The 13,876-nt window shown below is 68.1% G+C and carries 12 protein-coding genes; 8 read left to right on the top strand and 4 right to left on the bottom strand.

Annotation, left to right across the window (positions count from 1 at the left end; all coding sequences use genetic code 11):
• Positions 1-24 precede the first annotated feature (24 nt).
• Entirely contained in the window at positions 25-468 is a 444-nt protein-coding gene (locus IPJ87_07385) for a cytochrome c (GenBank protein ID MBK7941682.1), read from the bottom strand.
• A gap of 170 nt (positions 469-638) precedes the next feature.
• On the opposite strand from IPJ87_07385, the gene IPJ87_07390 reads away from it, so the two are divergent.
• Together IPJ87_07390 and IPJ87_07395 are read left to right on the top strand one after the other, a co-directional pair.
• On the top strand, positions 639-1,850 hold the full coding sequence (locus IPJ87_07390) for a hypothetical protein (GenBank protein ID MBK7941683.1): 1,212 nt from the start codon (positions 639-641) through the stop codon (positions 1,848-1,850).
• Positions 1,851-1,885: 35 nt separating this feature from the next.
• Positions 1,886-3,349, top strand: coding sequence for an HD domain-containing protein (locus IPJ87_07395; protein MBK7941684.1), 1,464 nt, complete (start codon positions 1,886-1,888; stop codon positions 3,347-3,349).
• On the opposite strand, the gene IPJ87_07400 is transcribed toward IPJ87_07395, so the two are convergent.
• On the bottom strand, positions 3,346-4,986 hold the full coding sequence (locus IPJ87_07400; protein MBK7941685.1) for a dienelactone hydrolase family protein: 1,641 nt from the start codon (positions 4,984-4,986) through the stop codon (positions 3,346-3,348). The two genes, IPJ87_07395 and IPJ87_07400, sit on opposite strands and share 4 nt — an antisense overlap.
• 100 nt (positions 4,987-5,086) lie before the next feature.
• Between IPJ87_07400 and IPJ87_07405 the strand changes: the two genes are divergently transcribed.
• Genes IPJ87_07405 through IPJ87_07420 form a run of 4 tightly spaced genes read left to right on the top strand, consistent with a single transcriptional unit; the run spans position 5,087 to position 9,273 of the window.
• A complete protein-coding gene (locus tag IPJ87_07405) occupies positions 5,087-5,677 on the top strand; it encodes a hypothetical protein (protein ID MBK7941686.1) in 591 nt (196 codons plus the stop codon).
• Positions 5,677-6,582 (top strand): tRNA (adenosine(37)-N6)-dimethylallyltransferase MiaA, encoded by a 906-nt coding sequence (gene miaA, locus IPJ87_07410; protein MBK7941687.1) that lies wholly within the window; start codon positions 5,677-5,679, stop codon positions 6,580-6,582. Before IPJ87_07405 ends, miaA begins: the two co-directional genes overlap by 1 nt.
• Before the next feature lie 57 nt (positions 6,583-6,639).
• Positions 6,640-7,692: a Fe(3+) ABC transporter substrate-binding protein gene (locus IPJ87_07415; protein ID MBK7941688.1), complete on the top strand. Its 1,053-nt coding sequence runs from the start codon at positions 6,640-6,642 to the stop codon at positions 7,690-7,692.
• Positions 7,693-7,695: 3 nt separating this feature from the next.
• A complete protein-coding gene (locus IPJ87_07420; protein MBK7941689.1) occupies positions 7,696-9,273 on the top strand; it encodes an iron ABC transporter permease in 1,578 nt (525 codons plus the stop codon).
• A 6-nt stretch (positions 9,274-9,279) separates the two neighbouring features.
• Here IPJ87_07420 and IPJ87_07425 read toward each other — a convergent pair whose 3' ends face one another.
• Both IPJ87_07425 and IPJ87_07430 read right to left on the bottom strand, forming a co-directional pair.
• The gene (locus tag IPJ87_07425; GenBank protein MBK7941690.1) at positions 9,280-9,441 is read right to left on the bottom strand and encodes a hypothetical protein; all 162 of its coding nucleotides are present in this window, start codon (positions 9,439-9,441) and stop codon (positions 9,280-9,282) included.
• Positions 9,442-9,481: 40 nt separating this feature from the next.
• Complete coding sequence (locus tag IPJ87_07430; protein MBK7941691.1) at positions 9,482-10,012, bottom strand: DinB family protein; 531 nt, start codon at positions 10,010-10,012, stop codon at positions 9,482-9,484.
• 93 nt (positions 10,013-10,105) lie between these two features.
• Between IPJ87_07430 and uvrB the strand changes: the two genes are divergently transcribed.
• Both uvrB and IPJ87_07440 read left to right on the top strand, forming a co-directional pair.
• Positions 10,106-12,151 (top strand): excinuclease ABC subunit UvrB, encoded by a 2,046-nt coding sequence (gene uvrB / locus IPJ87_07435; GenBank protein MBK7941692.1) that lies wholly within the window; start codon positions 10,106-10,108, stop codon positions 12,149-12,151.
• Positions 12,152-12,212: 61 nt separating this feature from the next.
• On the top strand, positions 12,213-13,787 hold the full coding sequence (locus IPJ87_07440; GenBank protein ID MBK7941693.1) for a trypsin-like peptidase domain-containing protein: 1,575 nt from the start codon (positions 12,213-12,215) through the stop codon (positions 13,785-13,787).
• Positions 13,788-13,876 lie beyond the last annotated feature (89 nt).

Here is a 13,876-nt window from a genome sequence, read left to right on the forward strand (position 1 = left end):
GAACTGGTTGTGGTGGGTGGTCGATCAAAGGGTGCGCATGAACTCGAGGATCTGTCGGGCCTCTTCCATGCTCAGGTTCTGGTTGGGCATGCGCACCAGGCACTGTTCCAGTTGCCTCAGTGCTTCAGGGTCCTCGGCCAGCATGGCATCGGTGTTCACGATCATGTTCATGATCCACTCGGGCTTGCGCCGGGTGGCGATGCCCTTCCAGCCAGGCCCCACCACGCGGTTCTCGCCCATGCTGTGGCAGGCCTGGCATTTGACATCGTAGGTCGTCTTGCCTTTTTCCGCCATGCCGTTGTCGATGTCGCCCAAGGTGATGTCCGCTGCGGTCAAGAGCTTTGCCTTCCCCGAACTGCTAGCGGCCTCCGAGGACGAGGTCTCCTTCTCCAAGGTGGGTGCACCAGGAGGACCCGAACTGGCGGCATCGCCACCTCCGCAGGCGGCCATCATGCAAATCGCCACCATCGCGGCGGCGAAAGAGGTCAGAGGATTGTTCATGGGTTCATCCGTTGTTTCGTGGCGGCAAAGCTCGCATTCACCGCGACGCCGCCAAAGCTCATCGGACAATATTGTCCACTACATGACGATGGTCAACGGAATGGCTGATCTTCGCCGCTCCTTTCGCCGCACCCCTCATGGATAGCGTATATCGCTGGTATCGCATCGCCCTGGCCGACCTGCTCGTCGCGGCGTTGATCGGCTGTGTGCTCCGGGCCATCTATCTCGTGGAGATCCCCTTCGTGCGGTTCAAGCCGCTGCTGCATGCCCACTCGCACGTGGCGCTGCTGGGCTGGGTCTTCCTGGGCCTCATGGTCTTCCTGTTGGACGATGCACCCGAAGCACGGACATGGCGGAGACGGCGCGTGCTCCTGTGGTCCGCGCAGGCCGCGGTGGTCGGCATGCTTTTCAGCTTCCCCGTCCAGGGCTATGGCCCGGTCTCGATCACGGCCTCGGCGCTGCACATGCTCACGAGCTACCTCCTGGTCCGCGAGGCCTGGAACGCCACGCGCAACTGGTCCGCTCAAGGAAGCCGCATGCTGGCACGCCTGGCGCTGGGCGGCTTCGTGCTGTCCACCCTCGGGGTCTGGGCCATCGGCCCCTTGCTCGCGGCCAGGCTGTTCGGCACCGAGGTCTATTACTGGAGCATCCAGTTCTTCCTGCACTTCCAGTTCAACGGCTGGGCGTGGTTCGCCGCGCTGGCGCTGTGGTCGCGCTGGGCCGAGCAGCAGGGATCGCCCACCCCGCTCGACCCGTTCACCGTGCGCCTATGGGTGGTGTCCACCGTGCTGAGCTTCGCGCTCGCCATCGCCTGGAGCGAGCGGCACTGGAGCATCATCGGCGTCAACTCGGTGGCCGTGCTGCTGCAATTGTGGGCCGGATGGCGCACGGGCCATGCCGTCCGTCGCTCCCAGGCCCTCCTGATGGACCGGGCCCCGCTGTGGGCGTGGCGCTGCGTCACCTATGCGCTGATCGTGATGGGCATCAAGGTGGTGATGCAGGCCGCTGTGGCCTTCCCACCGGTGGCCATCATGGCCTTCACCATCCGCAACTACGTCATCGGCTTCATCCACCTCAACATGCTCGGGGCCATCACCCTGATGCTCTTCGCCATGGCGCTGTTGCGCGGCTGGTTCACGTCCACGGCCCTGCCGGTGCGGATCGGGCTCTCGGTGTTCACCTCAGGCCTCCTGCTCACCGAGGCCCTGCTCTTTCTGCAGGGCACCCTGTTCTGGGCGGGGCTCGGTATGCTGCCGGGATACCATGCGACGCTGCTGGGCTTCAGCCTGCTGTTGCCTGCCGGTATCGCGGTGCTGTGGGTGCACTGCAGCGTGCGCACACGGGTCTGACCGCGCACCGGCCTACTTTTGCCGGCCTTCGCGCCATGGCCCACGCCCATCCCTACACCGTGGACCCAGCCCGCCTGGACGGTGTGGTGGAAGAGCCCTTGTTCGCGGCGGTGGCCGCGGAGGCCGCGGCGCAGGGCATCCCGGCCTTCGCCATCGGGGGCTACGTGCGCGACCGGCTCATCGGCCGGCCCTGCAAGGACATCGACTTCGTGGTGGAGGGTGACGGCATCGCGTTCGCGGAGGCCGTGGCGCGACGCACCGGGGCCGGCGAGGTGCACGTGTTCCGCAACTTCGGCACGGCCATGTTCATGCAGGGCGACCTCCAGGTGGAGTTCGTCGGCGCCCGGCGCGAGAGCTACAGCCGCAACAGCCGCAAGCCCGACGTGGAACCGGGCACCATCAAGGACGACCAGGAGCGGCGCGACTTCACCATCAATGCCCTGGCGATCTCCTTGAACGCCGGCAGCCTGGGTGCGCTCGTGGACCCCTTCGGCGGACTGCTGCACCTGGACCAGGGGCTGATCCGCACCCCGCTGGACCCTGACATCACCTTCAGCGACGACCCCCTGCGCATGCTCCGGGCGGTGCGCTTCGCCAACCAGCTCGGCTTCGTCATCGACCCGGACACCTTCGCGGCCATCGGGCGCAACGCCCAGCGGCTGGAGATCATCAGCGCGGAGCGCATCCACACCGAGCTCAACAAGATCCTCGGCTGCCGCAGGCCCAGCGTCGGCTTCAACCTGATGCGCGACAGCGGGCTGCTCCAGCAGTTCTTCCCGGAGTTCGTGGCCCTGAGCGGCGCCGAGGAGAAGTACGGCATCGGGCACAAGGACAATTTCCACCACACCCTGCAGGTGCTGGACAACGTGTGCGCCGAGAGCGATGACCTGTGGCTGCGCTGGGGCGCGGTGATGCACGACATCGCCAAACCCCTCACCAAGCGCTTCGTGCCCGGCCAGGGCTGGACCTTCCACGGCCACGAGGACAAGGGTGCGCGCATGGTGCCACGCATCTTCCGCCGCCTGAAGCTGCCGCTGGACGACAAGATGAAGCTCGTGCAGAAGCTCGTCGCCCTGCACCTGCGCCCGATCGCCCTCACCAAGGAGGAGGTGACCGACAGTGCCGTGCGCCGTCTGCTGTTCGACTCCGGCGACGACATCGACGCGTTGATGATCCTGTGCCGTGCCGACATCACCAGCAAGAACGAGCGCAAGAAGGAACGCTACCTGCGCAACTACGCGCTCCTGATGGCCAAGCTGGCCGCTGTGGAGGAGAAGGACCGCGTGCGCAACTTCCAACCGCCGGTCACCGGCGAGGACATCATGCAGGCGTTCGGCATCCCGCCGTGCAAGCTGATCGGCGACATCAAGACGGTGATCAAGGACGCGATCCTCGATGGGGTGATCGCCAACGACCGGGGCCAGGCCTGGCAGCTGATGTTGGCCGAAGGTCGTCGCCTCGGGCTCAGCCCGACCCCTTCCGCGACGCCTGGGACCTAGGGCAGCTGTTCCGTCCGCACCGCCGTGGGCACCGCACCGCCGATGGAGATCAGCAGGCGGTCGCGGTCGTTGCCGGAGCCGGCATATCGCACCCGTCCGTCCAAGGTGGCGTCCTCCGGCCAATAACCGGTGACGGTCGCGGTGGGCACCACCCCACCGACGCGCAGCAGCATCGCGTCGCGGTCGTTCTGTGCGCCGGCATAGCGGAGCTCCGCATCCCGGAGGGCATTGCCGCTCCACAGCAGGGCCCGCCCATCGCGCAGGCGCCGGGCGTCCGTGCCGAACGTGGACAGCGCCGGGTCGGACAGGTCCACGGCCACGGGCTCGCGGGTGAGGGCGATGCCCGAGGCTGTGCACGCGCCCAGGTGGTTGCGGTGGCGGACCGCGATCCGGTAACTGCCCGGCGCGGTGGCGAACTCCGGCGTCCCGCCATCCGGCGCCACGATGTCGCCATCCCGCTGCACCAGGCAGTTGGCCGTGGCCAGCACGGTGCTGCCCGTCGCTGCATCCCGCAGCTCCATGAAGACCCAGTCCACTGCGGCGTCCGGTCCGGTGGTGGTCAACAACGCCGGGTCGAGGGCCTGCCCTGCCCCGGCCCCCACATGCACGAAGCCTGCGGCCGAGTTCGGTTCCACCGCTGGGATCAGGCCCTGCGCCCGGAGCGCATCCTCCATCAGGTCGGTCACCTCATCGTAAGGCCCGTCGAGCAACGCGCGCAGCTGGGCCCGCACCAGGATAGGCGGGCAGTCGCTGAACACGCTCTGCGCCGTGATGCGCGGTGAAGCCACCAGTGAGTCCGCGAAGGCATCCCCCGCCGTGAGGTCGTCCCTCAGGTAGCGCTTGAGCCAGAGGAGCGCCAGGTCCTGGGCGGCGTCCTGCTGCTGCGCGCGTGTGAGGCTGCCCGGCCCGCCGCAGGTGGTCTCGCCGAAGCTGCAGTTGAAGTTGCTGTTGGCGAAGTAGCAGTGGCCGCCGCCGGTGATGCTCACGTAGGCCTTGCAGGCCGAGGCACTGGAGGTGTACATCGGCAGCTGGTTGGACGCGGGCGGCGTCACGCAGTCCTCGCTGCCGGCGAAGACCAGGGTGGGCACGGTGAGGTTGGCCGCCGCGGCGATGGCGGACGGGTTGGTCTCCGCCGGGGCGAAGTTGACCACGGTGGTCACCAGCGGCGACCCGGCCGCGCCCAGGAAGGAGGCGCCGCCGCCCATGCTGTGCCCCAGCAGCGCCGAAGTGGGGAACACCCGGCCGAAGAAGGCAGAGCCTGCATCGGCGTCGAGCTGCTGCATCGCCCCGATGACGAAGGCCAGGTCGAGCCCGAAGTTGCCATGGCCGGGCAGAAAGCCGCCCTCGGTGGTGGGCAGCACGAGGATGAAGCCTTCGGGGACGAACGCATCGCGGTAGTTGGCATAGGCACCCACGGTCATCACGAAACCGTGACCGAAGGCGAGGACCGGGAAGCGGCCAGCGGCCACAGGGGTGTTGGCCCCCGCCGTGCTGGCCGGATAGAACACCTCACAGGGGATCTGCCGCCCGCCTCGCGTGGGGTCGGTGAACGTGAGGTTGCGGGAGCCGATGGCGAAGGGCTGGGCGGCCAGAAGCGACGGCACCGTCAACGCGAGCGCGAGAAAAGGACGAAGCATCTGGACCAAGTGTGGAGTACGATGGGGACCCACGTTGGAACACCTCGGGCCGGCGGACGGTTCGCGCAATGCGGTAGCTTCGTCCCTTCATTCCCGCGCCATGCGCATCTACCGTTTCCGCGTGCTGCTCGACGATGCCAGCGAGGCCTTTCGCGACATCGAGATCGGCAGCGAGCAGGACTTTCGGAAGCTCCACGAGGCCATCAAGCAGGCCTTCGGCTTCACCGGAAGCGAGATGGCCTGTTTCTACGTGAGCGACGAGGAGTGGAACAAGGGAGCCGAGATCCCGCTGGCCGACCTGGGCTTCGGCGAAGAGGGAACACCCCCCCCGGCCCTGATGGACCAGGTGTACATCAGCGACCACATCCGCAGCACCCGCCAGCGCTTCCTCTACGTCTATGACTTCCTGCACATGTGGGTCTTCATGGTGGAGCTGATCGGCGCCCACACCCCGGAGAAGGAGGTGCAGTACCCCCGCATGGTGTTGAGCTTCGGCACGCCACCCGCGGAGAACAGCCGCATGGACGCGGCGCTGCTGCCCCCCGAGGAGGACGACAGCTACACGGAGGACACCGCCGAGGTGTACGACCCGGACGAGGACATGGGCTACGAGGACGATGACGACCTGGGCCCGGGGGGCGAGGACGATGGGCTGAGCGGGCATGAGCCGCTGCCCGACGAATACCACTGATGGTCCGCGGAACGCTCGTCGTGGTGGGTGGTCCCACGGCCTCGGGCAAGACGGCGTTGGCCGCTGCGCTTGCCGCACGCCAGGGCACCGAGGTGATCAGCGCGGACGCCCGGCAGTTCTACGGGGCGATGCGGATCGGAACGGCCCGGCCCACCGAGGAGGAGCTCCTCGGCGTGCGGCATCACTTCCTGGGGCACCTGGACCTGGAGGAGACCTGGAGCGCTGGCCGCTTCGCCCGTGCCGCGGAGCCCGTGCTGCAACGCCTGCTGACCGAACAGGGCCTCGCGGTCCTTGTGGGCGGCAGCGGGCTCTATCTCGATGCCGTGATCAAGGGCTTCGACCCGCTGCCCGAGGCCGACGAGGACCTGCGGAGCCGCCTGCGCGAACGGATGCAGCGCGAAGGCCTGCGGGCCTTGGTGGACGACCTGGCCCGGCTCGATCCCGCGACCGCCGAACGGATCGATGTCCGGAACCCGCAACGTGTCCTGCGCGCCCTGGAGGTCTGCCTGGTGACCGACAGACCGTTCAGCGAACAGCGCCACGCTCCGCAGCACCGTACTGACCTCGACCTCGTGCGTGTGGCGTTGCAGCCCGAGCGCGCCGTGCTCTACGCACGCATCGATGCCCGCGTGGACGCCATGATGGCCGACGGTCTGCTCGACGAGGCTCGGTCCCTGCTCCCCCACCGCCACCTCAATGCGCTGAACACCGTCGGCTACAAGGAGCTGTTCCAGCACCTCGACGGAACGCTCACCCTGGCCCGTGCGGTCGACCTCATCAAGCAGCACACGCGCAACTACGCCAAACGCCAGCTCACCTGGCTGCGGCGCGATCCAGGATGGACACGGGTGGAGGCCACGAACACCCTGGACGGCGTGGAGCAGGTGCTCCAGCTCCTCCCCTGATCGTGGTATGGGTCGCCCGCCGCAGCGGGACTAGTTTTGGCGCCCATGTCCGCATCGATGACGACGCACCGCACCGCCCTGCTGAACAGCTGGGCGTTCCTCCTCCTCCTCGTGTTCGTCGCTTGCACCGGGGGCGGATCCACCGGGAAGGAGGCCGAGCGTGCAGTGAACGTGTACAGCCACCGGCACTACGACACGGACAAGGCGCTGTTCGACGCGTTCACCGAGGCCACCGGCATCACGGTGAACCTGGTGCTGGCGGACGACAATGAGGTGCTGGCGCGGCTGGAGCGCGAAGGCGAGCGGAGCCCCTGCGACCTGTTGATCACGAGCGATGCGGGACGGTTGGGACAGGCCCGCATGCGCGGCCTGCTGCGTCCGGTGCGGAGCGCGCTGCTGGACAGCGTGGTCCCTGCCCCGCTCCGGGACCCCGAAGGGCATTGGTACGGACTGACGATGCGGGCCCGTGTGCTGGCCTACAACAAGACGAAGGTGCGCCCTGAGGAGCTCTCCACATATCAGGCCCTGACGGCTCCACAGTGGAAGGGCCGACTGTTGGCGCGCTCGGCCGAGAACCTGTACAACCAGAGTCTGATGGCGGCCTTCGTGGCGCACTACGGAAGCGACAGCGCAAAGGCCTGGGCCCGTGGGGTGGCGGCCAACTTCGCCCGCGATCCGAAGGGCAGCGACACGGACCAGCTGCTGGCCGTGGCCGAGGGCATCGGTGACGTGGCCCTCGCCAACAGCTACTACATCGGAAAGTTGATGAGCGGCACCGAGCCGGAACGCGCCAAGGCCCGCGAAGTACTGGCCGTGGCCCTGCCGAGCATGGGCGGTTCGGGCACCCATGTGAACGTGAGCGGCGCTGCGGTAGTGAAGCACGCACGGCATGAGGCAGAGGCCATCGCCCTGTTGGAATACCTGCTGGGGGCCGAGGCGCAGCGCGCATTCGCCGAGGGCAACAAAGAGTATCCCGTCCGCCGCGGCGTGGCGGTCGACCCCGTGCTGGCGTCCTTCGGTGCGTTGAACCCTGATACGCTGGACCTGGCGCAGCTCGGCCTGAACAACGCCACCGCCGTGAAGGGGCTGCAGGCGGCCGGTTGGCGCTGAGCCATGGCCACGCGGCATCGTTCCAGCACCCTCGGCCCCGGCACCGCCGTGGTGCTGGCCCTGCCAGTGCTGGCTCCGCTCCTGGTCGTGCTCACCGCGCCCTGGCATGCCGGAGCGAAGGAATGGGACCACGTGTGGCGGACGGTCCTGCCTGCGCACACGACCGAGACCCTGCTGCTGCTGGTCGGTACGGTCGGCCTCGCCACGGCGCTCGGGACCGGATGCGCCTGGCTGGTGGCGGCCTTCGACTTCCCGGGGCGACGGCTGTTCCGCTGGGCCCTGGTGTTACCGCTGGCGATGCCCACGTACATCAGCGCGATCACTTACGCGGCCCTGTTGGGCCCCACCGGAAGCATCAGCCTCCGCGTGCATGCCTCCACCGGATGGCGCCCGGACATCGTCGACCTCCCCGGGCTGTGCGCGGTGCTCGGCCTGGTGCTGTACCCGTACGTCTACCTGCCGGCACGGGCGGTGTTCTCCGGCGGGCTGCGCGATGCCCTGGACGCCGCGCGGTTGCTGGGCGCGCACGGCATGCGCCGGTTCCGCGCGGTGGCGGTGCCCCTGGCACGACCGGCCATCGTCGGTGGCGCGCTGCTCGTGGCCATGGAGACACTGAACGACTATGGTGCGGTGAAGTATTATGGCATCCGGACGCTCACCACCGCCATCTTCCAGAGCTGGGGCGGGCTGTACGACCTGGGCAGCGCACTGCGGATCGGCGGCCTGCTGCTCGGGCTGGTGGCCCTGCTCCTGATGCTGGAGCGCCGCAGCCGCCGCCACCGGAGGCAGGCCACGGACGGGCCCGCGCTCCGACCCACGCCGCTGCGTGGCACCCGCGGATGGGCGGCCGCGACGGCCTGCGGCGTGGTGCTCGGGCTGGGCTTCGTGCTGCCGGCGGCCAAGTTGCTGGTCGATGCCTGGTCCGTGCTTCCCCACTGGCAGGCCACCACGGACCTGCTGGCCCTGGCGCGCACCGTGGGCGTCGCCGGCGGCGCGGCGGCGGCCACCCTGCTGCTCGCCCTCTTGCTGCTCTTCGCCTGGCGCCACGGTCGCGGCCCCTGGGTGCGCGCGCTGGTGCAGGCCTCCGGTCTGGGTTACGCCATCCCCGGCGCGGTGATCGCGGTGGGCGTGATGACCGCCGCCGGTGCGCTCGACCGTGCGTTGGGCCTGCCCTTCACCTTGATCGGCAGCATCGGGGTGCTGGCCTACGCGTTCAGCGTGCGCTTCCTGGCCGTGGCCCTTCAGCCCGTGCAGGGCGGCCTGGCCCGTCAGTCCATCGCACAGGACGAGGCCGCGCGGCTGCTGGGCGCCTCGCCCCTGCGGACCTTCCTGCGGATCAACCTGCCCCCTCTTCGCCCCGTGCTGTTGGCGGCGCTGGTGCTGGTGGCCATCGACGTCATCAAGGAGCTGCCGCTGACGCTGATCCTGCGCCCGTTCGACTTCGACACGCTGAGCACCCGGGTGTTCGAGCAGGCCCGCATCGAGGCGCTGGAGGCCGCCGCGCCCCCGGCGCTGCTCATCGTGCTGTGCGGCCTGGTGCCCGTGCTGGTGGTGGACCGGCTGGCGGAACGACGGGCGTGAGCCCGCTCAACGCGTGCACGCCCGCAGCACCATCACCAGCAGGCAGCCCAGGAAGAGCAGGATGCTGATGCGGTTGATGCCGTGCATGAAGCGCAGGTTCAGGTTGCCCTCGCTGCGCCCGAACAGGGTGGCCGGGTTGAGGTAGTACGCGATGCGCTTCCAGAACATGGCGTGAAGGTAGCTGCACAAGCAACGAGCGGCGCTGCCTTCAGGTTCGCTCCTCTTCCGGTCCGGATACCAGGCCGCGCAAAGTGGCGAGGTGGTGATCGTCGTGCTCGGCGATCCACAGCAGCATGTCCATGGGCCGCATCGGTCGGTCCTTGCAGGGATGCGAGGCCACATGCAATAGGGAAGCCTGTGGCAGCCGTTCCACGCGCCGCAGGAAGGCCATGCGCTTGAGCTGGAGCTCCTCCAGCACATCGCCCAGGTCGCGCTGACGATGACCGGCCAGTGTCCGCTCCTGGTCGGACAGGTCGATGACGCACAGGCGGGGCCGCAACCGTTCGAAATCGGTGACCCGCTCCTCGAAGCGGTCCTGCAGGGCGATCAGGTGCCCGAGGTGTTCCATCCCGCTCCATGTGCCGCTCAGGCGCAGGCTCAGCGCTTCGGGACTGCGGTGCTGGAGAAGGGCACGCAGGCGGTGCGGGGTGCCCCGGGCACGCTCCATCAACACGGGAAGTTCGTCCAGACCGCGGCCGAACGGCAGCTCGCGCTGGTTCCAGGGAACGGGTCGCATCATGGCAAGGTGGTGACGGAGCATGCAACGTCGCAGGTGGCCCGAGGAGGGTGCGCCGCACGCGTCGGGCCTACCTTTGTGACACTCCCCTGACGCGTGCCCTTCCAGCTCGTTTCCGAGTTCATCCCCACGGGCGATCAGCCCGAGGCCATCCGCCAGCTCGTCGCCGGCGCGCGGGAGGGCGTACCGTTCCAGACCCTGCTCGGCGTCACCGGATCGGGCAAGACCTTCACCGTGGCCAACGTGATCGCGGAGCTGGACCGGCCGGCGCTGATCCTGAGCCACAACAAGACCCTCGCGGCGCAGCTCTACGGCGAGTTCAAGCACTTCTTCCCGAACGACCGGGTGGAGTACTTCGTGAGCTACTACGACTACTACCAGCCCGAGGCCTATCTGCCCACGACCAACACATACATCGAGAAGGACCTCAGCATCAACCAGGAGATCGAAAAGCTGCGGCTGAGCGCCACCAGTGCGCTGTTGAGCGGGCGGCGGAACGTGATCGTCGTGGCGAGCGTCAGCTGCATCTACGGCATCGGCAACCCGGCGGAGTTCCACCGCAGCGTGGTGGAGGTGCGCACGGGGCAGAAGGTGAGCCGCAACAAGCTGCTGCTGCAACTGGTGGAAGCGCTGTACAGCCGGAAGGACGCCGAGCCCGCGCGCGGGCAGTTCCGGGTGCGCGGCGACGTGGTCGAGGTGTACCTCGCCTATGCGGACGAGGGGCTTCGGATCCACTTCTGGGGGGACGAGATCGAACGGCTGGAGCGCTTCGACGTGCAGGGCGGCCGCACCATCGAGGCCGTGGACCGCACCACCGTCTACCCGGCGAACATCTTCGTCACGAGCAGGGACACGATGAACGCGGCGCTGCAGGCCATCCAGGAGGACTGCGGGCGGCAGGTGGAGTTCTTCAAGAGCATCGGCAAGCACCTCGAGGCCAAGCGGCTGGAAGAACGCACGCTGTACGACCTGGAGATGATGCGCGAGCTGGGCTACTGCTCGGGCATCGAGAACTACAGCCGCTACTTCGACCACCGCCAGCCCGGGCAGCGGCCCTTCTGCCTGCTGGACTACTTCCCGAAGGACTTCCTGATGGTGATCGACGAGAGCCACGCCACCGTGGGCCAAGTGCATGCCATGTACGGTGGCGACCGCAGCCGGAAGAAGAACCTGGTGGAGTATGGCTTCCGCCTGCCCAGCGCAATGGACAACAGGCCGCTCACCTTCGAGGAGTTCGAGGGCATGCTGGGGCAGATCATCTTCGTCAGCGCCACCCCGGCCGACTACGAGCTGCAGCTGAGCGAAGGCGTGGTGGTGGAGCAGGTGGTGCGCCCCACCGGCCTGCTGGACCCGCCGATCGAAGTGCGTCCCAGCAAGGACCAGATCGACGACCTGCTGCATGAGGTGCGGCTGCGCGAACAACGCGGCGAGCGCGTGCTGGTGACCACCCTGACCAAGCGCATGGCCGAGGAGCTGAGCACCTTCCTGGGCCGCAACGGGGTGAAGTGCAAGTACATCCACAGCGAAGTGGAAACGCTGGAGCGCATCGAGATCCTGCGGCAGTTGCGCCTGGGTCTCTTCGACGTGCTGGTGGGCGTGAACCTGCTGCGCGAGGGCCTCGACCTCCCGGAGGTGAGCCTGGTGGCCGTGATCGATGCCGACAAGGAAGGCTTCCTGCGCAGTGACCGCAGCCTGACCCAGACGGCAGGCCGCGCGGCGCGGAACGTGAACGGCCGGGTGATCTTCTATGCCGACACGGTGACCGAGAGCATGCGGCGCACCATCGACGAGACCGAGCGGCGCCGCGCCAAGCAGATGGCCTACAACACCGAGCACGGCATCACCCCGCAGCAGATCAAGCGCGACCGGCAGGACGTGCTGCGCCAGACCGGCGTGCTGGAGGCGAGCGAACGTGTGCCGGCCAGCGCCTACGTGGAGCCCGAGGCCCTGAGCCTCGCCGCCGACCCCGTGGTGGCGTACATGACCGCCGATCAACTGGCGGAGAACTGCCGGCTCCTGGAGCAGGAGATGCGCAAGGCCGCCAAGCAGCAGGACTTCATCCACGCGGCCCAGCTCCGCGACGAGCTCTTCGCCTTGCGCAAGCTGCTGGAGGAGCGGCAGCAGGCCTCCAACGAAGCCTGAGATCGCGCGTCGGCCCGTGCCGGGGAGCGTGCTACTTTGCGCCTCCTGTTGCGCATCCACCATGAAACACCTGCTACCCGGAACCTTCGCCTCGCTCGCCGTTCTGTCCTCCTTACCCCTCCTCGCCCAGCTTGAATATGGCGGGCGCCCCTACGGCCTCGACCGCTCGATGCACGGCCTTCCAGAGCCTCCTGTGGCCGTGATGCCCGTGGTGGACCCCACCCCGCTCCTGGCCGAGGATGAGGCCCGCGCCGCGCAGGGCATCAAAGGTCCCTGGCGCTTCGGCATCAACCACAGCACCGACCTGGGGCTCGACAACAGCGGGGTGTGGAGCGTCCTGCCCAACGGCGACCGGGTCTGGCAGCTCGGCATCGAGTGCCCCGCCGCCTTCAGCATCAACTTCGAGTTCAACACGTACGTGGTGCCCGAGGGGGCGCGCGTGTTCGTGCACACCCCGAACGGCGGGCACCTCGGCGCCTTCACCGCGGCCAGCAACGGCGGCTTCACCGAGATGGGTGTGGCGCCGATGACCGGCGACCGCATCACCATCGAGTACATCGAGCCGGCCGCCGTGGCCGGTCAAGGCGACCTTCGCATCCGGCAGGTGACGCATGCCTACCGCGACATCATGGGCACCACCAAAGGGCTCAACGACAGCGGCGCCTGCAACAACAACGTGATCTGCCCGGAGGGCGATCCCTGGCGCGACCAGATCCGCTCGGTGGCCATGATCGTGACCGGCGGCGGCGGTGTGTGCACGGGCCAGTTGATGAACAACTGCGCCCAGGACGAGACGCCCTATTTCCTCACGGCGAACCACTGCCTGGACGGATTCAACCCGTCCACGGCCCTCTTCCGCTTCCGCTGGGAGAGCCCCACCTGCACACCGACCCAGAACGCCCCGACGAACAAGGTCATCAGCGGCAGCCAGCTGCTGGTGTACAATGCCGGTTCGGACATGGCCCTCCTGGAGCTGAACGGTTCGCCGCAGGAGAGCTGGGAGGTGTTCTACTCGGGTTGGAACAAGGGGACGACGGCCGCCACGAGCGTCACCGCCATCCATCACCCTGCAGGCGATATCAAGAAGATCTCCTTCGAGGAGCAGCCGGTCACGAGCGCACCCTACGGAGGGGCGCAGTGCTGGAAGGTGGCCGCGTGGGACGACGGCACCACGGAAGGCGGATCCTCCGGCAGCGGCCTGTGGGACCAGAACGGCCTGCTCGTGGGCCAGCTGTACGGCGGTCAGGCGAGCTGCAGCTTCAACGTCAACGACTACTACGGCAAGTTCAACGTGAGCTTCCCCTACCTCGAGCAATGGCTCGGCACCTGCGGCACCACCCTGCCCGGACTGGATCCCGCCACGGTGAGCGTGCCCGAGCTGGACGAGGCCGCCGGCATCGCCCTGGCCCCCAACCCCACCGCCGGCACCGTGCTGGTGACCCTCCCCACCCTCGGCGAAGGCACCGCTGTGCTGCGCGTGACCGACGCCCTCGGACGGGTGGTCGTTGAGCGCACCGTGGCCCGCGGCACGGAGCGCCTCACGCTGGACCTCGGCGGCCACGCCGACGGCCTCTACCTGGTGGACCTGCGGCAGAACGACCGCCGCGTGGTGCAGCGCCTGCTGCTGGAGCGCTGAGCGTGACCGGATATCGATCGCGGAAGGCGGCCCTGTGGCCGCCTTCCGCTTTTCGGCCCGCTCGTACCTTGCGGCAACGCCGGGAGCAC

The organism is Flavobacteriales bacterium (assembly GCA_016713875.1).
Classification (GTDB): Bacteria; Bacteroidota; Bacteroidia; order Flavobacteriales_F; family PHOS-HE28; genus PHOS-HE28.

What these genes read in the sequence shown, in the direction of transcription:
- IPJ87_07415 (MBK7941688.1), top strand. Translation starts at nt 6,640, where the DNA reads ATGACGACGCACCGCACCGCCCTGCTGAACAGCTGGGCGTTCCTCCTC.
- IPJ87_07385 (MBK7941682.1), bottom strand. Translation starts at nt 468, where the DNA reads ATGGTGGCGATTTGCATGATGGCCGCCTGCGGAGGTGGCGATGCCGCC.
- IPJ87_07405 (MBK7941686.1), top strand. Translation starts at nt 5,087, where the DNA reads ATGCGCATCTACCGTTTCCGCGTGCTGCTCGACGATGCCAGCGAGGCC.
- IPJ87_07400 (MBK7941685.1), bottom strand. Translation starts at nt 4,986, where the DNA reads ATGCTTCGTCCTTTTCTCGCGCTCGCGTTGACGGTGCCGTCGCTTCTG.
- IPJ87_07440 (MBK7941693.1), top strand. Translation starts at nt 12,213, where the DNA reads ATGAAACACCTGCTACCCGGAACCTTCGCCTCGCTCGCCGTTCTGTCC.
- IPJ87_07395 (MBK7941684.1), top strand. Translation starts at nt 1,886, where the DNA reads ATGGCCCACGCCCATCCCTACACCGTGGACCCAGCCCGCCTGGACGGT.
- IPJ87_07430 (MBK7941691.1), bottom strand. Translation starts at nt 10,012, where the DNA reads ATGATGCGACCCGTTCCCTGGAACCAGCGCGAGCTGCCGTTCGGCCGC.
- miaA (MBK7941687.1), top strand. Translation starts at nt 5,677, where the DNA reads ATGGTCCGCGGAACGCTCGTCGTGGTGGGTGGTCCCACGGCCTCGGGC.
- IPJ87_07390 (MBK7941683.1), top strand. Translation starts at nt 639, where the DNA reads ATGGATAGCGTATATCGCTGGTATCGCATCGCCCTGGCCGACCTGCTC.
- IPJ87_07420 (MBK7941689.1), top strand. Translation starts at nt 7,696, where the DNA reads ATGGCCACGCGGCATCGTTCCAGCACCCTCGGCCCCGGCACCGCCGTG.
- IPJ87_07425 (MBK7941690.1), bottom strand. Translation starts at nt 9,441, where the DNA reads ATGTTCTGGAAGCGCATCGCGTACTACCTCAACCCGGCCACCCTGTTC.